The sequence below is a fragment of the Providencia sp. PROV122 genome (assembly GCF_028482365.1).
GTDB classification, from domain to species: Bacteria; Pseudomonadota; Gammaproteobacteria; order Enterobacterales; family Enterobacteriaceae; genus Providencia; species Providencia stuartii.
Map to the genome: position 1 here is coordinate 90,969 of NZ_JAMPQI010000004.1, position 19,913 is coordinate 110,881.

Here is a 19,913-nt window from a genome sequence, read left to right on the forward strand (position 1 = left end):
ATAACTCCTCTGACTAGGTTAGTATCAACCAATTAAGTCATTGTTTTAGAATTTGATCTAGCTCACATGTCGACTCAACAAAATAGTGGAATTTATTCTGTCAGCAAACTCAATCAAGCTGTCCGTGAACTTCTAGACCGCCAAATGGGTAAAATATGGCTGACAGCCGAAATATCAAACTTTTCGCAACCTAGCTCTGGTCATTGGTATCTCACATTAAAAGATGACAAAGCTCAGGTTCGTGCGGCTATGTTTCGCGGACAAAATGCACGCGTCACATTTCGTCCACAAAATGGTCAACAAGTTTTAGTACGGGCAAGTGTCACACTTTATGAGCCTCGTGGTGACTATCAAATTATCATTGAAAGCATGCAACCGGCTGGCGAAGGTCTGCTACAGCAGCGTTTTGAGTTACTCAAACAAATGCTAGGCGCAGAAGGCTTATTTGATGTAACACATAAGCAGCCCTTACCCTCCCCTGCAAAATGCATTGGTGTTATTACCTCAGCAACAGGCGCTGCATTACACGACATTCTGCATATTTTACGTCGCCGTGACCCATCACTCCCAGTTGTGATCTACCCAACAGCCGTTCAAGGAGATCAAGCTCCTGCACAAATTGCCCGAGCGATTGAGTTAGCCAATCAACGAGGTGAGTGTGATGTACTGATTGTGGGGCGTGGTGGTGGCTCATTAGAAGATTTATGGGCGTTTAATGAAGAAATTGTCGCTAGAGCTATTTTTGCTAGCCGATTACCTATTGTTAGTGCGGTAGGTCATGAAACGGATATCACGATCGCCGATTTTGTGGCCGATGTTCGCGCTCCGACGCCTTCGGCTGCCGCTGAATTGGTTAGCCGTAACCAAGTGGAATTAATTCGCCAATTACATTCTGCTCAACAGCGTCTTGAAATGGCGATGGATTATTACCTTGCAGGGCAGCAGCAACGTTTTAGTCGTTTACAGCATCGCTTACAGCAACAACATCCACAACTCCGTTTAGCAAGGCAACAACATCAATTGAGCCTGCTTAATCAGAAACTGACCCAAACTATCACAAGGCGGTTGCAAACCGCTCAGCTACGCCATGATCAATTACAACGTCGGCTGTCACAACAAGACTTGCGGCCTCAATTACAACGGCAACATCGGTCGCTACAACAGACACAATACCATTTACAGAATATGATGACCGAGTTACTGAATAGCTATAAGCAGCGTTTTGCGGTCGCTTGTTCAAAAATGGAAACGGTCAGCCCACTGGCTACATTGGCTCGTGGCTTTAGTATTAGTGAAACCTCTGACGGTGCAGTATTGAAAAAAACTTCTCAGGTGAAATTAGGCCAAAAGCTTAAAACACGCCTAAATGATGGGTGGGTAGAAAGTGAAGTCACTGATATCACTAAAATGAAAATGAAACGTGCACCTCGTTCTGTTTTAAAATAGGCGTAAAGGGTATCAACACGTTGATACCCTGATATTGATTACGAGTTAGAAGCGAACGACACCACCTAGCATATATGAACGCCCTCTTGCCGTTGCGTTATTATTACCACGCACTTCCATAATGGCCGTCGAATTTGAACGGTTCAAGGCGTCAGAATAAACCTCATTGGTCACATTATTCACTGTAAACATCAATGTGACATTTTTATTGATTTCATAATCAGCATACAAGTCAATAACTGTCGGTTGCTTTTCATATTTATCTTTCAATGCATCACCATTATTATCAACTAATGATTCAACGCCAATACGCTTTGCTGGCCCTGTAACGGTAATGACTGAGCCTAATGTCAACTTTTCATCTAATAACCGAACACCTGTATCTAGCGTCAAATAATAGTCTGGTAACTCAGTAAAATCCCCCGCACTAAAATCAGCAACGCTGGCTATCGAATTAGGCTGGTCACCCGTCTCTTTGGTATAAGATAATGTTGAATAAAAAACGCCTGCATCATAATTAGCTTGTAATTCATAACCCCGTAAGTTGACCTCGCGTGGATCGTTCATATAGATATAACTTTTCTGCATAAAATCCGGGAACTCTTTATCCCAGACACTTTCATTCATCAAACACCATGTAAATTCAGCGTATGATCTTGGTCGACACAACAAATAAGGCTTACTGGTAATATAATCCTTAATTCTAGTATGGAACCAAAGCGCTTTCATCGTGAATTGGTCATCTTGCACGATGAGATCAGGTCTCATGCTATTGAAACCAATTTGCCATGTTTGCGCTTTTTCTCCTTTTAAGAATGGGTTCATTGAGTTACCGCCATTCTGAGAGAAAAATACCTCTTGGGAATTTGGTGCACGCATTGAGTGTGCGTAACTTACAAAAGGTTGAAATTCAGGAATGATTTCTGCCGAAAGCAATACCCCCGGGTTGAAGCCTCCCTCTTTTAAGTTTATTGATGCGTCGCCTTGAGGAAAACATTTAACGTCATCATCGCAAGCGGGTTTAAACCCTTTTAGCTTGTAATGTGCATAATTCAGATTAAAAGTGGCTGAGTAAATATCATATTTAGCATTGAATTGCGTATACAAACTCATTAAGTCTAATGTGCCACTGGGTGAGAACTGGTTATAAATGATTGTATTTTGGTCAGATACCGAACTTACTTTACGTTCATATTTATTTTTTAACAGCTTAGAACCTATTTTCCATTCATAGTCCGTCTCCCCATAAGAAAAACGACTCGTATTGGCAAGATTGATCCCATCTGCATTATTTTTGGATTCACCTTGACGTAATGCCCAACCCAATGAATCCCCTTCAAATGTCTGCTTACTCTCTCCATGACTAATAATAAGCTCAGTATCAATTAACTCATTAAGTGGCGTATATTTATATTTAAGATAATAATCCTCGCTATTTATTTTACGGCGAGTTAATTTATTTTGATAAAAACGCCCACTAAATTCTAATTCATGGCTATCATCAGGTTTATATTTCAATTTGGTGAGTTGCGATTGGGGTTTTTGTTTAAAAGTATGATCAGTGGCAAAATCATCACTATCATAACCTGCTCCATTTTTATAATTCGCGGGGATATTATGACCACTGACTGCAATTAAGCCACCTAAATATCCATCATTGGTATTAACTGGCGTTTTCCCTGCAACGGCAACCATGCCATTATAGCCTAATCCATTATCCCCCCAACGGGCTTTGCTTCTTAAGCCATATAAGTTGTCATCAAAAATCACATCGTCAATACCGATAGTTCTAAAATTAGCGCTACCTACAAGTGCATTGACACTCTCTCCACCATTTAACTGCCCTTTTTCAACTTCAACTTTAACAATAAAATTGGGATCAATTAATGCCCCAAAATCATTATTTGGTTGTTGACCATGGGTGTAGTTACTCGGTGAAATGCCATAATATGTTTGGCTAATACCATCCACCATCATATTAACACGACCAAATCCACTCAAACCGCGGATATTGACATTGACTGTACCTTGGCTCGCGTCCATTTGGGTGTAAGTTCCCGGCATAGTACGAATAATTTTATCTAATCCTTCCAGTTTATTTTGCGTACCTACTGCACTAAATGCCCCAGGCTTTTCCAAGGCTTTAACTAATGGCGTTTGTTTCTCAGTACCTGAAATTTTTAATTTACTAAATTGTACGATACCTTTATTTTGTTGTTGCTGTGTATCTTCTGCAAAAGCAATACTATGAAGCCCAGCACATAATAAGCTGGCTCCTACTATTTTTAATTTATTATTCATTAAACCATTCCTGTAAACGCGATAATTAAACATGCGCTCACATGCATCCAAATAAAATTTAATGCTTTAATTTTGCCATGCAACTGTTCGGCTATCGTTAAGAAACAATAGCCGAACCATTTTACAATAATTAGTTATTAGTATATTCGTTTTTCAATTGTGGAAAATAATGTTTTTTATCTTCCAGCATTAAAATAAAGCTGTAATCTAGGGCAATATCATCCAATGCATTATAGCGGCCTGATTTACCACCATGCCCTGCATTCATATTTGTCTCTAACAATAATAATGAATCTCCTTGTTTATATTCACGCAATTTTGCCACCCATTTTGCCGGCTCCCAATATTGCACTTGAGAATCATGTAAGCCCGTTGTCACTAACATATGAGGGTATTTTTGTTTTTTGACATTATCATAAGGGCTATAAGCCTTAATACGCCAATATGCCTCTTCATTTTCAGGATTACCCCATTCGTCATATTCACCGGTGGTCAATGGAATTGATGGATCTAACATTGTCGTCACCACATCAACGAATGGAACAGAAGCGACAACCCCTTCATACAGTTCAGGCGCCATATTCACTACGGCTCCCATTAACAGTCCACCTGCACTTCCTCCCATGGCATAGACATGGCCTTGTTTTCCATAACCCTGATTTATCAGTGCGTTTGTCACGTCAACAAAGTCAGTGAATGAGTTCATTTTATTCACTGTTTTCCCTTGTAGATACCACCGTTTACCCAGTTCACCACCACCGCGAATATGGGCAATCGCATACACAAAGCCTCTATCTAGCAGTGACAGACGTGAAGAGCTGAATGAGGGATCAATGCTGTAACCATACGCACCGTAGCCATAGACTAATAATGGATTTTGCCCCTCTTTAAATAAATCTTTTCGGTAAACTAATGAAACAGGAACTTTCACACCATCTTGTGCCGTCACCCACAAACGTTCACTTTGATATTTGGATTTATCAAAATCTTTCACTTCTTGCTGTTTTAATAACTGCCTTTCTTGTGTCTGCATATTAATTTCATACACAGAAGAAGGTGTCGTCATTGATGAATAGCCATAGCGCAACTTATCGGTATCAGACTCTGGGTTGTTATCAATCCATGCCATATAAGCGGGATCATCAAAACGGACATAATTTTCAGCTTTGGTTTGCCAATTAATTTGACGGAGATTAACCAAACCGTTTTGCCGCTCTTCCAGTACTAACCATTGGTTAAATAGCTCAAAATCTTCCAAATCCACATCATCACGTGGAGCGACTAAAGTCTCCCAATCGCTTTTGCCATCATGACTTGTGATATACAGACCAAACAATGGGTGTTGATGGTTCGAACGAATATAAAATTGACCGCGAAAATGATCAGGATAATATTCAACGCCCGTTTTACGAGGTTGGAAAACGTTAGCCTCATTATGTGGCTTGTTTGCATCAATTAAGCGATATTCCGACGTCTCAGTACTTGTGATTCCAATAAAAATATAATCTTTGGAAGTTGATTTAGAGATGCTGACATAAAAAGTATCATCTTTTTCTTCATACATCATGACATCTTGATGCTGTTGTTCACCGATTTGGTGGCGGAACACTTGATATGGTAACAAGGTTTGTAGGTCTTTATTTACATAAAATAAAGTGTTGCTATCATTGGCCCAAACAATATTGCCCGATGTATTCGTTAACTCATCATTTTTCCACGCTTGGCTGTCTAATGAACGGAAAGAGACCGCATAGTTATTACGACCCTCTCTATCTTCCGCAATCGCCACGATTTTATTGTCTGGTGAAACGGTAAGCGCACCTAAACGGTAGTACTCGCTCCCCTCCGCTCGTTGATTACCATCAACCAGTGTTTGCCACTCTCCTTCGCTATTCACAGGTCTGCGTTCATAAATAGGATAGTTTTTACCTGCTTCAAATCGGCTACGATAGGTATAGCCATTAAAGTCATAAGGTACAGACTCATCATCTTGTTTCATGCGTGAAAGTAATTCATCATAAATCTGTTTTTTTAATGGCTGGCCCAACGCCAGTTGCTGTTGACTATAGGCATTTTCTTTTTCTAAATAATCAATAACTTCTTGTGATTTTCTATGGTCGTCTCTCATCCAATAGTAGTTATCGACACGCACATCACCGTGTGTCGTCATTGTATATGGCTGCTTTTTCGCTTTTGGTGCTGACATCTGTTCCTCCGCAAGGGCATGGCCTGCATGTAGTCCAATAAATGCTATTAGACAGAATTTAGCGATTCGAGTGGATACTGACAATAAATCTGTTCTTATAATCATTCTGTTACCCTGATTAACCGTTAGTTTTCAAGTGTGAAGTCTATTGGCATTCTTACCGTAACTTTGCCATTCCTAAGCATTTCGGCTGGAGGGATGGGAAGTGGTTGTGCTCGAGAAAGGACTTTTTCGGCTTCCCTATCAAGAGAGCGAGTTCCTGACCCTTTAATCAGTGAGCTTTTAATAACATAGCCCTGCGCATCAACGTCAAATTCAACCACAGGAATTCCTGTGCGGTTACGTCGCCGAGCATCATCAGGGTAGCGTTTAAATTTATTCAATTGGCCGAGAACGAGAGCCTGCCACGCTTTTTCTGCATCCAGTTGCGATTGTGATTGACTATTGAAATCAGCCGCAATCTTATTGCTCTGTTTCAATGCAGCAGCATCACTAGTCACAGGCGCTGAATTTGATTTTGAGTTATCACTTTCAAGCTTTTTAATAGGCTTTTTAGGCGGTTCTTTCTTCTCTTTTTTAGGCGTCGGTTGCGGCTTTTTCTTTTCGGTTTTGGTTACTAACAGTTCAGCATTTTCATTTACGGGTGCGGTAGGTAGCTCAGACTGCTCAGGTTCAGCTTCTTGGGCTTTACTTGCCACAGAGACCTCCTGCACTTGGCCGATATTCACTTCTGTGACCTGTTTAGCTTCCGCTTCCATGGAAACTTCCACCACAACGGATGGTGGTGGCACGGGATTATCCCACTGTTGAACGTCAGAGCTGCGTAAAAAAAGTCCAATAACTAAAAAATGTAATGCAATTGCAACAATAACCGCACTACCCATTTTCATACTTTGGTTCTGGTAGTGCTCAAATGTAATCGTACTCATTTTAATCTTATTTGCTGTGCTAAAAACTCAAATGATAATCAATTACATATGCAAATGAAAACTATTTTTATTCAAATTTGTTTCATTATCACAATTACATTACAAATAATTATAAAATGATTATTTTTCAACCGCTTGATTTACACTAGGCGTATACCAAACATAATCCGCATGAAGATTATCGATAGCATTCCCTTTTTCTGAAATGATCAGCACAGTAAATTCAGCATCAGGAGCCAGATCTTGCACATGTAACGGTACACCAATAGCTCGTGTCGCATGATACCCCCCCACAAACAACAAGGCTGGGGTTGGTGCTTGTAACAGTGATTTAGCCATACGACGATCACGCATTTGCTGAATAACCGTCATCTTTTCAACCTGCTCCGGTGTTAATTTGCCGTCATGAGAGGTTTCAATCGTCTTACTGATCAACTCCTGCACGACAGGTTGAGTCGAATATACGCCATTTAATACTGGTGGATTTTTGTATGCTTCCTTGACCTCTTCCTTATTCAAATTTGCTGAAAGTAGTGGGTACGGGGCTTTTAATAGTTGTTTAGTCAACTCGCCATACTGCTCCCACGGCCATCCACTATTCCATTTAATCGACGACTGCAATTTTTCATCGCGAATATACGGATCTCCCTGCATTTGTGCTTTCACTGAGTTAATACTTTTTTGCTGATCTGGTTGGAGCATTTCAAGTAACACTGAGCCTTGTGGACGCGTTTTGTGCATCTCTTGAGCCAGCCACTGCTCTATTTGGTGATGATACATATTGTCGTGTTTTTCACCGACAATAACGCGAGATGATTGAGATAACTGCTCAATAAGCTGTTGAGGTGTAATGGATTGGCCTGATTGTAAGTCAATGATTTGCCCTTGCCCGGTAAGCTGACTATCTAGCTCTACCGGCTTTTGTTCTATTTGCTGTGCACAACCCGCAACCAACAATAGCGCCATTGCGATAAGGGAGGACTTTGCCTTCAATGTTACTGATATCATTATCTTTTCCATCTATTGAGTACAGGATTACCCAAAATACAGATAATGAGAATGATTTTCAATTAAAAAGGCCTCTAAATATTAAAATTTAGAGGCCTTTAGATATTAAGTTAAATTATAGTGGATGTGTTTGTGCTTCAACAGCAGCCAATGCCACCATATTAACAATACGACGTACAGAAGCTATCGCGGTGAGAATGTGTACAGGTTTTGAAACCCCCATTAACACCGGACCTACCGTCACACCATCAGAGCTTGTTACACGTAATAAGTTATAGCTAATACGTGCCGCTTCCATATTTGGCATGATCAACAAGTTTGCTGACCCTTTTAGTGGGCTATCAGGCATGACATCTTTACGGATAGATTCAATCAATGCAGCATCGGCATGCATTTCGCCATCGATTTCAAGATGCGGCGCTTGAGCCTTGACCAGCGCTAATGTATCACGCATTTTTTGTGCGGATGCACAATCAGAAGAGCCGAAACTGGAACGGGATAACAGTGCCACTTTCGGTTCAATACCAAAACGGCGCACCGTATCGGCTGCCATTAAGGTAATTTCCGCTAGCTCTTCTGGTGTTGGATCTTCGTTCACATAGGTATCGGCAACAAACGTGTTACCCGTTGGTAATAATAGTGCGTTCATCGCCCCTGCTGCATGAGCGCCTTCACGGAAACCGAACAGATTTTTTACTACGCTATAGTGTTCGCTGTAACTACCAACGGTTCCACAGATCATACCATCCGCTTCACCACGAAGTACCATGATACCGCCGATTAAAGTGGGGTTACCAATCACCGCACGACGTGCCATCTCTTGTGAAACACCACGGCGTTTCATGATTTGGTAATATTCTTGCCAGTACTCTTTGAAACGTGGGTCGTTTTCATTGTTAACCACTTCAAAATCTTTCCCTAGCTCAATATGCAGGCCAAGTTTTTGAATACGTTTCTCAATCACACTTGGGCGTCCAACTAGAATTGGGAATGCTAAGCCAAGGGAAACCAACTCTTGTGTCGCATGTAATACGCGCTCTTCTTCCCCTTCTGCCAAAACAATACGTTTTTTCTCTTTTTTGGCTTGTGAAAAGATAGGCTTCATAAACAAGTTTGTTTTATAGACAAACTGGTTCAGTTTTTCGATATAAGCATCAAAGTCTGCAATTGGACGTGTAGCAACCCCTGAATCCATCGCCGCTTTTGCCACTGCTGGCGCAATTTTAACTATCAAACGTGGATCAAAAGGCTTCGGAATAATGTATTCAGGGCCGAAGAATAAGTCTTGGTTGCCATAAGCAGAAGCAACTTCCTCACTCTGCTCTGCCAACGCTAAATCAGCAATTGCATAAACACAAGCGAGTTTCATCTCTTCGTTGATGGTCGTTGCGCCAACATCCAACGCGCCACGGAAGATGAACGGGAAACACAATACGTTGTTCACTTGGTTAGGATAATCAGAGCGGCCTGTACAAATAATGGCATCTGGACGTACTTCTTTTGCTAATGGCGGTAAAATTTCAGGTTCAGGGTTAGCAAGTGCTAAAATAAGCGGGTCTTTCGCCATGGTTTTCACCATGTCTTGGGTCAGCACACCAGGACCAGAACAACCTAAGAAAATATCTGCATTTGGGATCACATCCGCAAGGGTTCTTGCGCCATTATCTTCAATGGCATAGGCGGCTTTTGTGACATCCATTTTTTCATCACGGCCTTTATAAATCACCCCTTTGGAGTCGCAGACTGTGATATTTTCGTGTTTTAAACCTAGTGCAACAAGCAGGTTCATACATGCAATTGACGCTGCACCTGCACCTGAAACGACTAGGCGAACATCACCGATATCTTTTTTAACAATACGAAGGCCGTTGATCACCGCCGCCGTACAAATAATTGCGGTTCCGTGCTGATCATCATGGAACACGGGGATATTCATTCTTTCGCGCAGCTTCTGCTCAATATAAAAACATTCAGGCGCTTTAATATCTTCTAGGTTGATACCCCCAAAAGTTGGCTCAAGAGAAGCAATAATATCAACAAGTTTATCGGGATCGGTTTCATCAACTTCGATGTCGAACACATCAATGCCAGAAAACTTCTTAAATAGCACCCCTTTCCCTTCCATAACGGGTTTACCCGCCAAGGCCCCAATATTACCTAATCCCAAAACCGCTGTACCGTTTGAGATCACACCGACAAGGTTCCCTTTCGCGGTATAACGATACGCTGATAGTGGCTCTGAGGCGATTTCAAGACATGGAACCGCAACCCCTGGTGAGTATGCAAGAGCCAAATCGCGTTGAGTCGTTAATGGTTTAGTCGGTGTTACAGTTATTTTTCCTGGATGAGGAAACTCATGAAAATCAAGAGCACTTTGTTTTAATTTATCATCCATCATCAAGTCCTTTCAAAGTAGGTAGGGTAAAAGCAGTAAACAGTATAAACAGTTCAGACAAGCAAATCATGATCTTGATGACAATTTCCAGAAAATTCTTTCGGTTACATCAGTTAGTAATACGAGTTAGCCTAAAATATCACCTCAAACTCTCACTCAACCAATATACTTGAAGGCCAATTATATATTATAGATATAATTACTTTTGATAATTTTAATCATATAAAAATCGAGTTATTATTTTTTTGGTTTTCTATTTCGGAGTTCTGAATATTAATTATATAAATTAATAATTAAATACAATGAGCATTAAAAAATAGTAATAAAGGTGAAAACTGAAGGCTATAACATATTTAATGTAATGGCGTGTTTGCTATTAAGCTGCCCTCTTTTATTATTGTCAGGCATAAAAAGGAATCTACTATGTCTTCCCAAACCGTTATGATTATTGATGAACATCCTATTTATCGCTATGGTTTACGGCACCTTATCGACTCAGATGCATATTTCACTGTCGCAGCTGAATGCTGTAATTGCTCTGAAGCACTTGATATTGCTGACAAACTACAACCTGACATAATACTAACTGATATCAATATTTATGGTACTAAAACATTCGAAACAATTCGCTTATCACGTAAACGCTGCCTTAAGTCGTATTTATTAGTTTTATCATTTTCAGCTTTAAAAACAGATATTTACAATGCTATTGATGCAGGCGCACAAGGCTATCTGCTTAAAAATAGTGAACTTGATATGCTGATGAATAGCATGCGAAAAGCAGCGGCTGGGCACCATGTATTTAGCGAAAAAGTCTATCAATATCTCGTTAATCGCCATAAAATTAATGACCCATTATCATCATTAACGCGCAGAGAATGCGAAATATTGCATGAAATGGCGGCTGGATTAAAAAATAGGGAAATTTCCCAATTACTTTTTATTTCAGAAGAAACAGTAAAAGTGCACATCCGTAATTTACTTAAAAAACTAAATGTACGCTCCCGATTAGAAGCAAGTCTAATATACATGAGAGCAAAATAATATATTTACTATAATTAATTTATTATGAAATAATTTAATTAACTATTAATTTAATCATTAGATTAACTTTTCTTTCCCACAGAAAGCTAGATCCTGAATAGATTTTCGCGCATTATGTAGGGCTAACAGTAAATCATCAAAGGAAAATTTTATGTCAAACAGCACTTCTTCCCCTTACATTATGTATGGTATTAAAAATTGTGACACGATCAAAAAGGCGCGTCGCTACTTGGAAGATAATGGCATTAATTATCAATTTCATGATTACCGTGTTGAGGGGATTGATGATGCCTTATTATCGACGTTCATCGCTCAGCTCGGTTGGGAAGTTTTAGTTAATAAAAGAGGCACAACTTGGCGTAAACTCAGTGATGCTGAAAAAAATGCCGTTGTTGATGCTGAAAGCGCCAAAAAAGTGTTATTGGCTGAACCTGCGATGATCAAGCGCCCAATTCTCGTTTCAGCAGACAACCGCTATCTTGTCGGTTTTTCTGCTGATGAATATCAACAATTTACTCAATAAGCCGGAGCGCAGTGATGGATTGTCCTGTTATACAACTCGCTCAAGAGCTCATCTCTCGCCCATCAATTAGCCCTGATGACCAAGGGTGTCAGGCATTATTAATTGAACGACTCGAAAAAGTAGGGTTCACCGTTGAAAAAATGTTATTTAATGATACGGCTAATTTCTGGGCTTATCGAGGTGCCGACGGCGAGACCTTAGCATTTGCAGGCCATACGGATGTCGTTCCCGCTGGGGATGAGACAAAATGGCAAACGCCCCCTTTCATACCAACCATTATCAACCAACACCTTTATGGTCGTGGTGCAGCGGATATGAAAGGCTCCGTTGCAGCTATGGTCGTCGCTGCCGAGCGTTTTGTACAAAAACATCCCGATCATCGTGGTCGGTTAGCCTTTTTAATCACGTCCGATGAAGAGGCAAAGGCGACAAATGGTACGGTTAAGGTCGTTGAAACGTTGATGCAACGTAATGAGCGGTTAGATTACTGTTTAGTGGGTGAGCCTTCTAGCCAAACTCAACTCGGTGATATCGTTAAAAATGGCCGCCGAGGCTCTATCACGGCGAATTTAACGATTTTAGGCACGCAAGGGCATGTCGCATATCCGCACCTTGCCGATAACCCAGTACATCGAGCGACAAATTTTTTACAAGAACTTGTATCAACACAGTGGGATCAAGGTAATGAATTTTTCCCCGCGACCAGTATGCAGATCGCCAATCTTCATGCGGGTACTGGTGCGACAAATGTTATTCCGGGTGAGTTTTTCGTTCAGTTTAATTTCCGATTTAGCACAGAATTAACCGACAAAATCATCCGTGAGCGTGTTGAAGAGATGCTAGCACGACATCAATTACGCTATGAAATTGAATGGAAGCTTTCGGGCCAGCCTTTCTTAACCCGTACAGGGAAATTAGTCGACGCCACCGTGCAAGCCATTCATGAATTCACGGGGCGCACTACAGAGCTCTCAACGAGTGGTGGGACATCTGATGGGCGTTTTATTGCTCAAATGGGGGCACAGGTCATTGAATTAGGGCCACTCAATGCCACTATTCATAAAGTTGACGAGTGTGTCAGTGTACATGACCTACAGCAACTGGCACGGATTTATGAACGCATAATGGAGCTACTGTTACTATGATGACCATCGCCATGCTCACCGGCCGTTCAACCGACCATCTCGTGACATTAGGCGGTAATCACCGCCTACAATTTAATGCGACAAAAGCATTTTTGTCCATGCAACAAGCGGCGGCGAAGGCTGGCTTCAAGCTCCAATCCGCCAGTGCATTCCGTGATTTTTCACGTCAGCAACTGATTTGGAATGAGAAGTTTACCGGAAAGCGCCCCGTTCTTGATAAACAAAGTAATCCGCTAGATATTAGCGTATTAAGCGAAGGCGAATTATGTGAAGCTATTTTGCATTGGTCCGCCCTGCCGGGCGCAAGCCGCCACCATTGGGGCACGGAAATTGACGTCTATGACCCATTGCGTCTCCCTGAAGGGCAATCACTGCAACTTGAGCCATGGGAATACGAACAAGGCGGCTATTTTGCTGAGCTGAATCAGTGGCTAAGTGACAATATGGCCACATATGACTTCTACCGCCCTTTCACCGCTAAAAATGCAGGTGTTGCCTATGAACCTTGGCATATTAGCTATTGGCCCTTATCCCATGACGCTGAGCAACTGTTGACCCCTCAAGTGGTTCAATCTGTTTTACAAGAAGAAGTTATCTTGGGCAAAGATTGGCTATTAGCGAATCTAGAATATGTTTTTAATCGCTACATTAAAATTCCAGAATAGCCTCAAAAAGCGCCAAATCTCTTGGCGCTTTTTCATTTAACACCATCATACTTTATTATCATTCGGTACAGGTTTATCTATCACCGGTAATCGATACATAAAAATCACTAGCCAGCATAACAGGACAAATAGACCTAACTTTAACCACCAAAAGTTCACAACCCAAATTGAAATCGTAAACGTAACTAATATCACGGCTATCGCTTTAGGTTTAGCGCCTTTTGGCAAACCTTTATACGTTTGCCAATGTCGGATATAGCCACCAAACCATGAACGATAAAGTAACCAGTGATGAAAACGCGGTGATGAGCGAGAAAAGCACCATGCCGCCAATAAGAGAAAGGGGGTTGTTGGCAGTACCGGCAATACAACGCCTAAGCATGCTAATATTACCGCGAGCCAACCTATTAGGATCAACAATCCTTTTTTTATATTCAAAATGGCTCTCCCAACGGCTTCAAAAACATGATTAAATAAACCCAATAACTAGGGTATACCCTATCGAAATTCAAATAGTAATGTGATGCCAAATGTGTGCCTGTAAAAGTTTCAACTTTTCATCCACCTTTTTAATCACCTCTTATTAGCAAGCACAAAGGCGACATATGCATTGGTTAGCAGATTATTGGTGGGTGATCCTACTGATTTTAGTTGGCGTCATCTGGAATTCTATCAAAGAGATGATGCGAGTAGATCATAAAAAATTTCTTGATAATAAACCCGAGCTTCCCCCTCATAAAGATAACAATCATCTTTGGGATGATAACGATGATTGGCCTAAAGATAAGAAGGGCTAATTTTTTGCGCTATCGTTTTAACAAGCTCAGGGTGGTCACGTTGCACAACGTCTTTAACTTCTGCCCTTGCTTGTTGTAACCACGCTTTTTGCCCCGTTAATGATAGCTGTTGGCAAATCTCTTCCAAAGATAACTGTAGTTGAAAATAGAAACGCAGCAGCTTCAACCCACCTTCTTGATGCGCTAATAAACGTTGTATCGCCGCACTACTCGCTGCCAACGTACGATGATAAAAGCCAAATCCAACCAGTTCAATCCAATCTTCGGGCGTTAAATGCTGTTTGTCACATGTCGGCAAGTGAAATAGCTCAAGGTCACGACGCCAAAAGAGATCCCTTGGCAAGTTGTGTTTGGCTTGCTCACACATGCGTTGTGCTTGTGATGACAGTGGTAAAATCGCCATCGCCGTGTAACATCCACTGCTTGCTTCAAGGTGTTCACCAACACGTACTAATTGATAACCCGCTTGTTGCCAAAAACGTAATAACTCCGGTGTCAGACCAAAACTCACTGATAAAAAATCTTTGCCTTGGTAAACGGCCTGCTGTTTTTGAGCGTCAAGCAGTTGTGAGCCAATTTTTTGTCGGCGATAAGCAGCCTCAACCGCGATCCTCGTTGCACGTAGTGATGACATCTGAGGCGCCTCAGGGAAGTAATAATGAGCAGCAAGGGATTGGGCCACTAAACTCCCCCTAGGGCGGCGGAGACCAGCCCAAATTTGCCAACTTAGTTGGCTATCTAACCCACCTTCTTCAACCATCCATAAGGCTCCAATCAATTGCGTCGCCGATTTGGCCAACATAAATTGCTGGCGACTTGCATCAAGTAACCGACGAAGATCGAGAGGGGATGTTCGATAATGTGCACTGGTGAGTAATCCATAAAAACTTTTCAGTTGTTTAGGATCATCAACTAATTGTTGCTGGCTGATAGGCTCAATTAGCTGTAATGGCGAGTGATCGTTTACACCTTCAGGCTCTTCTAGTAATAATGCCTGATTGAGCCAATGTTCAAGGGGATCATGCTTAGCCCAGCGGATAGGCTCGACTAAATCGAGAGCAGTAAAACCGCCCAATTGCGCACAAAACTTATTGATAAAGCCTCGCCCTGTTCCTTCATAGCCATCCACCGTTGTCGTTAATAAAACACGTGGAAAATAATTGACCAGTTGGCGCAGAATATAACTTGGAATCGCTGCCGCTTCATCAATAATCAACCAGTCAGCTTTTATGTCACCATTCTTCTTACAGTAACGTAATAATTCATCTGGCGCCCAAAAATTGAGCGACTGACCGGCTGATTTTTCTAGTGTTCGTATCGCGACTTTAGCAGGCGCACAGCACCAGCACTCCCCTTGCCAGTTGCGGATCAACATTCCTGCAAGGGTCGATTTCCCTCGCCCACGGGGAGCGATGATCCCCCAAACACCGTCATTTGCGGATAACAACTGTTCCAGTACATATTGCTGAGCCGGTGTCGCCTCACCCGAAGGTGGTTGCCAATGCTCTTTTTCGGGTAAAAGAGAAAAATGCGCTGGCTTATCTTGTTGCCAAACCAGCACGTCAGATTGCGCCTGTATCAACTGCTGTAAATGATGCACAAAATTAGGCGTGGCGATCATGCCATTTTGCTCATTCCATCGAATACTATCGTTATCCAATGAATACGCCCACTCAGCTTGTGGTGGCGTACATAAAACCAGCAAGCTCCCAGCCTTTAATGCCCCAGCAAGCATAGCGAGAGCCTCGCTATGCAAACCTTCTCTTGCATCAAAGACCCCATGTAAAAACTCTCTGCCTAATAATAAATGTGCATTTTTAACGGGCAATGCCCCCGTTATTGTTGATGAAAGGGCCTGCCAATCACCCGCGATAATTGATTGAATTTCATTTAATCGTTTATCTATCCACAAGCTCTCACCAGAGAGCACCAACAAGCGCCGATGACCACAATCATTAAGTTGAGCACAGATTTTAGGAAGTGAATAATTCATATACCCGCTAAGATTTACCGATCAATAATGACAAGATCCCTGCTGCGATAAGAGGACCAACAGGAACACCACGGAAGAGTGCTACGCCGATAACCGTGCCAACAAGTAGGCCTGCTACTGTTGAAGGTTGATGTGACATTAACGTAACACCACGGCTTCCCAACCAAGAAACTAACACCCCGATCACAATAGCAAGCAGTGATTTCCAATTTAAAAAGGAACCTAATACATCTTGTGCTGAAATTTTACCACTAGCAATAGGAGCCATCACACCAATAGTTAATATTAATATCCCAATCGTTAACCCATATTTCTCTACCCAAGGAAAGAAATTATTTAAAGGTGTGATCCGCACCACCAGCAAAAATAACATAGCTAATGTCACCGTCATATTATGACTGATGATCCCAAGACCCGCTAAAACCAGTAAAATTATCAAGGTAGGATCGACTTGACTCATATTGTATTCCCTGTAAAACGTGCTGCTTTTGCTTATAAAATTAGCGAAAGATAAAAAGTACGGCTTATGTTATTGGCTCACCGAATAAGAAGCAAACGTCACGGCATATTATTGCCCGATATATTGTTGAAATAAGATATTTACAGGCTCTCCTCCGATAGCGAACATTTTATTTTTGAAAGATGCGGGTAAATCACCATTCGACTCGGAAGGTAATGTCATTAATTCAGTAATGAACGGGTCTAATCCTGATGGATTATTGGCGACCTTCTGTAAAATAGTATCTAATTTTCGCCAAAATGTAGCGCCTTGAGAATAGAACTCAGCATAAACAGAGCGATCCCCTGCTTTAAATCGCTTATCTAGTTCAATAAAAGTATGTGTCACTGGAGCATTTAATGGCATCATTGCAGATTCAATTGACGAAACAATTTGTGGCTGGCTTTCCATCTGTTTTAATGCTTTCAAAGCATAATATTGGGCAAGGCCTTCCTCAACCCAAGCTGGCTGCGTTGATTTATTTTCCCTTACCATATCAATAAGTTGATGAAATTGCTCATGGGCGATAACAAGTTGGGTTTTTGCATTATTGAGGTTAATGTTTTTATCATCCTTTTTATCAGAGTATAAATAGTTAGCCACGAAACTGCGACCACCCGCCGCCCCACCAATAAAGCCATTTTCTTCATTACTGCCGAGCCAAATCACCAACAATGTATTATCACGCTTGTCTTGAGGTGAAATTGATAACGCTTTGGTTAAATACTTTAAGGCTTGTTGGTGATAACCATTTAGCTGATATTGATCGGTTAACGTGACGTTGTCACTAAAATAGCGAACTTTCATATTCGTTAAGTCCACTTGTTGCAATCGAATATCCCCCACTAAATAAAATTCAGGCGCCTTATAATAGGCAGGAACCGACCACGCGCTTGTATTTTCAGCTTTCGCGCCATAGATAGCGATCCCATCGGCAGCACGAATAATCCCTTCTTCATCATTGACTAAGCGCAATAATGACGTAGGCTCAGAAAGCAATATCTGTTTTTTGTTTTGATATTCACTGGTAATGAAAATAGTCGCTTGCTTCGAGGCGTCAACATGCCCTTTTGCAACTTTATTAGGGAGGACATGCCACGAAACCCGTTCACAACCTATAGGCACAATCCATTCATTTTCGGTATTTTTCTTTAACAACGTACCTTGGCACTGAGGATGGTTAATTTGCGGTTTTAACCCCCACGCTTCCCCTCTCACGATCAATTTTTGTTCCTGCTCGGATTTAGGTAAATCCATGGAGAGCGTTAACATCCCCTCCGTTGATAGATCATCAATGGTATAATGGGTTTTCGCTGACGCATTTATCAACCCGAAAAATAAAAGCGTGGTTATCAATATGGTACGCGTCAAATGGAACACTTTAACCTCTATCTTTAAATGATATTTGGGCAGGTCATACATTAATATAGAGCGACTTCCCACTCTTCAAAAGGAGGGTCAACGTTAAAAGAAGCATCACAGTAACTTCGAATATAATCCGTTGCTCTTTTCTGCGCATGAGTAAAATTCAATACTTCCCCTGCCTCATCAATTTCCAGTGTATTGATAAATATTGCGTACGCTTGTTCAATAGCACTCGGCTCCTCGCCATACAGCGACAAATAATCAATCCCCTCGAGCATGTAATGTGAACCACTTGCCATAAAATAGCTGAAAGTTCTAATCGCCCCACTAACGCTATGGCTGAGCTTCATCTGAGCCTCCTTAAAATGTATTTTGCGCTGAAAAGGTGTTGCAGCTATTGATATCTCCCGTCTCAAACCCTTTTTTAAACCAAAAATAGCGCTGTTGTGAGGTGCCATGCGTAAAACTATCTGGGATCACGCGACCTTGGCTCTGCTGCTGTAGTCTGTCGTCACCAATTGCCTGAGCCGCATTCAACGCGGATTGTAAGTCGCCATCGTCTAAGATGCCCTCTTTATCCATATTGTGCCCCCAAACACCCGCAAAACAATCGGCCTGTAATTCAAGTTTCACCGACAGTTTATTGGCTTCTTTTGTACTTACACCTTGCTGTAATTTTCTTACTTGCTGTTCAATGCCTAATAAGTGCTGCACATGATGGCCGATTTCATGAGCCACGACGTACCCTTGCGCAAATTCACCACCAGCCCCTAATTTGGTTTTCATGTCATTATAAAATGACAGGTCGATATAAACTTTATTATCAGCTGGACAATAAAACGGCCCCATAAATGCTTTACCTTGCCCACACGCTGTCGAAGTACCATTGCGATAAATGACTAATTTAGGCTGCTGGTATTGTTTGCCTAGCTTTTTAAATTCCGTTTGCCAAACATCTTCTGTGGAAGCAAGCATCACTGACGTAAAGTCGGCTAACTGTGCCTCTTGTGGGCTAATGGTACGATTTTGGGCTTGTTGCGAAGAGTGATTACCGATAGGCTCTCCGGTAATTAACCCCGTGAGATCAACGCCATAATAGCCAGCTACGACAATAACAATCAGAATAACAACGCCACTTTTTCCTCGTAATGGAATTCGCATCCCCCGACCATTACCTTGAAAACCCCCTGATGAATTTTCTGATCTTCTATCTTCAATATTGTCGCTACGACGACGGTCTTGCCAACGCATAATCACCTCTATAATCAGCAAATAAACGGTTTAGTCACAGTTTAAACTCAAAATCGTTACAATTGACTTAATTATTTTTATTCATACCACGTCATCGCCTGCTTAGCACTCTGAACTAACACAGATGTTCAACATTTTAACCTTATTAATTAAGTGGATATATTGTTTTTTAACTGATTGTTTTTCACTTAACGCAAATTAATCGCAATTCCAATTAAATAAGCGATAGAAAACACTTCGTTACTGATATCTCCTTGATTGTTACTTATAATAATATGAGGTCAATATAAAATTATTATCACTGACGATATCACTGTATTTCGCCGAGTTGACAAATCACCTTATA

17 protein-coding genes are annotated in these 19,913 nt (G+C 41.4%); 6 read left to right on the top strand and 11 right to left on the bottom strand.

Going from position 1 to position 19,913, the window contains the following annotated elements:
* Window positions 1-66 precede the first annotated feature (66 nt).
* The gene (xseA, locus tag PSE69_RS03655; protein ID WP_121874718.1) at window positions 67-1,446 is read left to right on the top strand and encodes an exodeoxyribonuclease VII large subunit; all 1,380 of its coding nucleotides are present in this window, start codon (window positions 67-69) and stop codon (window positions 1,444-1,446) included.
* 45 nt (window positions 1,447-1,491) lie between these two features.
* Here xseA and PSE69_RS03660 read toward each other — a convergent pair whose 3' ends face one another.
* From PSE69_RS03660 to maeB, 5 genes are all read right to left on the bottom strand, one after another.
* The gene (locus tag PSE69_RS03660; RefSeq protein ID WP_121874717.1) at window positions 1,492-3,747 is read right to left on the bottom strand and encodes a TonB-dependent receptor domain-containing protein; all 2,256 of its coding nucleotides are present in this window, start codon (window positions 3,745-3,747) and stop codon (window positions 1,492-1,494) included.
* 130 nt (window positions 3,748-3,877) lie between these two features.
* Entirely contained in the window at window positions 3,878-6,058 is a 2,181-nt protein-coding gene (locus PSE69_RS03665) for a S9 family peptidase (RefSeq protein ID WP_080739767.1), read from the bottom strand.
* Window positions 6,059-6,078: 20 nt separating this feature from the next.
* Window positions 6,079-6,882, bottom strand: a complete 804-nt coding sequence (locus tag PSE69_RS03670; protein WP_272675021.1) for an energy transducer TonB — start codon at window positions 6,880-6,882, stop codon at window positions 6,079-6,081.
* 120 nt (window positions 6,883-7,002) lie between these two features.
* Entirely contained in the window at window positions 7,003-7,890 is an 888-nt protein-coding gene (locus PSE69_RS03675) for a ChaN family lipoprotein (protein ID WP_041704990.1), read from the bottom strand.
* A 115-nt stretch (window positions 7,891-8,005) separates the two neighbouring features.
* The gene (gene maeB, locus PSE69_RS03680) at window positions 8,006-10,285 is read right to left on the bottom strand and encodes an NADP-dependent oxaloacetate-decarboxylating malate dehydrogenase (protein ID WP_014656109.1); all 2,280 of its coding nucleotides are present in this window, start codon (window positions 10,283-10,285) and stop codon (window positions 8,006-8,008) included.
* A gap of 423 nt (window positions 10,286-10,708) precedes the next feature.
* Here maeB and PSE69_RS03685 point away from each other — a divergent pair, with 423 nt between their 5' ends.
* The 4 genes from PSE69_RS03685 to PSE69_RS03700 all read left to right on the top strand — a co-directional run bounded on the left by PSE69_RS03685 (window position 10,709) and on the right by PSE69_RS03700 (window position 13,662).
* The gene (locus PSE69_RS03685) at window positions 10,709-11,329 is read left to right on the top strand and encodes a LuxR C-terminal-related transcriptional regulator (RefSeq protein ID WP_272675023.1); all 621 of its coding nucleotides are present in this window, start codon (window positions 10,709-10,711) and stop codon (window positions 11,327-11,329) included.
* A 151-nt stretch (window positions 11,330-11,480) separates the two neighbouring features.
* Window positions 11,481-11,852 carry an ArsC family reductase gene (locus PSE69_RS03690; protein WP_014656111.1) on the top strand — a complete coding sequence of 124 codons (372 nt, stop codon included), beginning with the start codon at window positions 11,481-11,483 and terminating at the stop codon, window positions 11,850-11,852.
* Between the two features lie 14 nt (window positions 11,853-11,866).
* Window positions 11,867-12,997 carry a succinyl-diaminopimelate desuccinylase gene (dapE, locus tag PSE69_RS03695; RefSeq protein ID WP_121874716.1) on the top strand — a complete coding sequence of 377 codons (1,131 nt, stop codon included), beginning with the start codon at window positions 11,867-11,869 and terminating at the stop codon, window positions 12,995-12,997.
* Window positions 12,994-13,662, top strand: a complete 669-nt coding sequence (locus tag PSE69_RS03700; RefSeq protein WP_004920553.1) for a M15 family metallopeptidase — start codon at window positions 12,994-12,996, stop codon at window positions 13,660-13,662. Before dapE ends, PSE69_RS03700 begins: the two co-directional genes overlap by 4 nt.
* A gap of 45 nt (window positions 13,663-13,707) precedes the next feature.
* On the opposite strand, the gene PSE69_RS03705 is transcribed toward PSE69_RS03700, so the two are convergent.
* Window positions 13,708-14,094 (bottom strand): DUF454 family protein, encoded by a 387-nt coding sequence (locus tag PSE69_RS03705; protein ID WP_171830834.1) that lies wholly within the window; start codon window positions 14,092-14,094, stop codon window positions 13,708-13,710.
* A gap of 173 nt (window positions 14,095-14,267) precedes the next feature.
* Between PSE69_RS03705 and PSE69_RS03710 the strand changes: the two genes are divergently transcribed.
* Window positions 14,268-14,459, top strand: coding sequence for a YpfN family protein (locus tag PSE69_RS03710; protein ID WP_004920559.1), 192 nt, complete (start codon window positions 14,268-14,270; stop codon window positions 14,457-14,459).
* Here the strand turns inward: PSE69_RS03710 and PSE69_RS03715 are convergent.
* The 5 genes from PSE69_RS03715 to ypfJ form a co-directional block, all read right to left on the bottom strand.
* Window positions 14,440-16,452 carry a tRNA(Met) cytidine acetyltransferase TmcA gene (locus PSE69_RS03715; protein WP_121874715.1) on the bottom strand — a complete coding sequence of 671 codons (2,013 nt, stop codon included), beginning with the start codon at window positions 16,450-16,452 and terminating at the stop codon, window positions 14,440-14,442. The genes PSE69_RS03710 and PSE69_RS03715 overlap by 20 nt on opposite strands.
* A 7-nt stretch (window positions 16,453-16,459) precedes the next feature.
* Window positions 16,460-16,912 carry a DUF441 domain-containing protein gene (locus PSE69_RS03720; protein WP_004920564.1) on the bottom strand — a complete coding sequence of 151 codons (453 nt, stop codon included), beginning with the start codon at window positions 16,910-16,912 and terminating at the stop codon, window positions 16,460-16,462.
* Between the two features lie 108 nt (window positions 16,913-17,020).
* On the bottom strand, window positions 17,021-18,331 hold the full coding sequence (locus PSE69_RS03725) for a hypothetical protein (protein WP_272675027.1): 1,311 nt from the start codon (window positions 18,329-18,331) through the stop codon (window positions 17,021-17,023).
* Between the two features lie 41 nt (window positions 18,332-18,372).
* Complete coding sequence (locus tag PSE69_RS03730; protein WP_004920570.1) at window positions 18,373-18,666, bottom strand: DUF7677 family protein; 294 nt, start codon at window positions 18,664-18,666, stop codon at window positions 18,373-18,375.
* 10 nt (window positions 18,667-18,676) lie between these two features.
* Window positions 18,677-19,567: a KPN_02809 family neutral zinc metallopeptidase gene (gene ypfJ, locus PSE69_RS03735; RefSeq protein WP_014656116.1), complete on the bottom strand. Its 891-nt coding sequence runs from the start codon at window positions 19,565-19,567 to the stop codon at window positions 18,677-18,679.
* Between the last annotated feature and the right edge of the window lie 346 nt (window positions 19,568-19,913).

What these genes read in the sequence shown, in the direction of transcription:
- PSE69_RS03690 (WP_014656111.1), top strand. Translation starts at nt 11,481, where the DNA reads ATGTCAAACAGCACTTCTTCCCCTTACATTATGTATGGTATTAAAAAT.
- dapE (WP_121874716.1), top strand. Translation starts at nt 11,867, where the DNA reads ATGGATTGTCCTGTTATACAACTCGCTCAAGAGCTCATCTCTCGCCCA.
- PSE69_RS03720 (WP_004920564.1), bottom strand. Translation starts at nt 16,912, where the DNA reads ATGAGTCAAGTCGATCCTACCTTGATAATTTTACTGGTTTTAGCGGGT.
- PSE69_RS03730 (WP_004920570.1), bottom strand. Translation starts at nt 18,666, where the DNA reads ATGAAGCTCAGCCATAGCGTTAGTGGGGCGATTAGAACTTTCAGCTAT.
- PSE69_RS03700 (WP_004920553.1), top strand. Translation starts at nt 12,994, where the DNA reads ATGATGACCATCGCCATGCTCACCGGCCGTTCAACCGACCATCTCGTG.
- PSE69_RS03665 (WP_080739767.1), bottom strand. Translation starts at nt 6,058, where the DNA reads ATGATTATAAGAACAGATTTATTGTCAGTATCCACTCGAATCGCTAAA.
- PSE69_RS03710 (WP_004920559.1), top strand. Translation starts at nt 14,268, where the DNA reads ATGCATTGGTTAGCAGATTATTGGTGGGTGATCCTACTGATTTTAGTT.
- xseA (WP_121874718.1), top strand. Translation starts at nt 67, where the DNA reads ATGTCGACTCAACAAAATAGTGGAATTTATTCTGTCAGCAAACTCAAT.
- PSE69_RS03660 (WP_121874717.1), bottom strand. Translation starts at nt 3,747, where the DNA reads ATGAATAATAAATTAAAAATAGTAGGAGCCAGCTTATTATGTGCTGGG.
- PSE69_RS03675 (WP_041704990.1), bottom strand. Translation starts at nt 7,890, where the DNA reads ATGATATCAGTAACATTGAAGGCAAAGTCCTCCCTTATCGCAATGGCG.
- PSE69_RS03670 (WP_272675021.1), bottom strand. Translation starts at nt 6,882, where the DNA reads ATGAGTACGATTACATTTGAGCACTACCAGAACCAAAGTATGAAAATG.
- maeB (WP_014656109.1), bottom strand. Translation starts at nt 10,285, where the DNA reads ATGGATGATAAATTAAAACAAAGTGCTCTTGATTTTCATGAGTTTCCT.
- PSE69_RS03685 (WP_272675023.1), top strand. Translation starts at nt 10,709, where the DNA reads ATGTCTTCCCAAACCGTTATGATTATTGATGAACATCCTATTTATCGC.
- ypfJ (WP_014656116.1), bottom strand. Translation starts at nt 19,567, where the DNA reads ATGCGTTGGCAAGACCGTCGTCGTAGCGACAATATTGAAGATAGAAGA.
- PSE69_RS03715 (WP_121874715.1), bottom strand. Translation starts at nt 16,452, where the DNA reads ATGAATTATTCACTTCCTAAAATCTGTGCTCAACTTAATGATTGTGGT.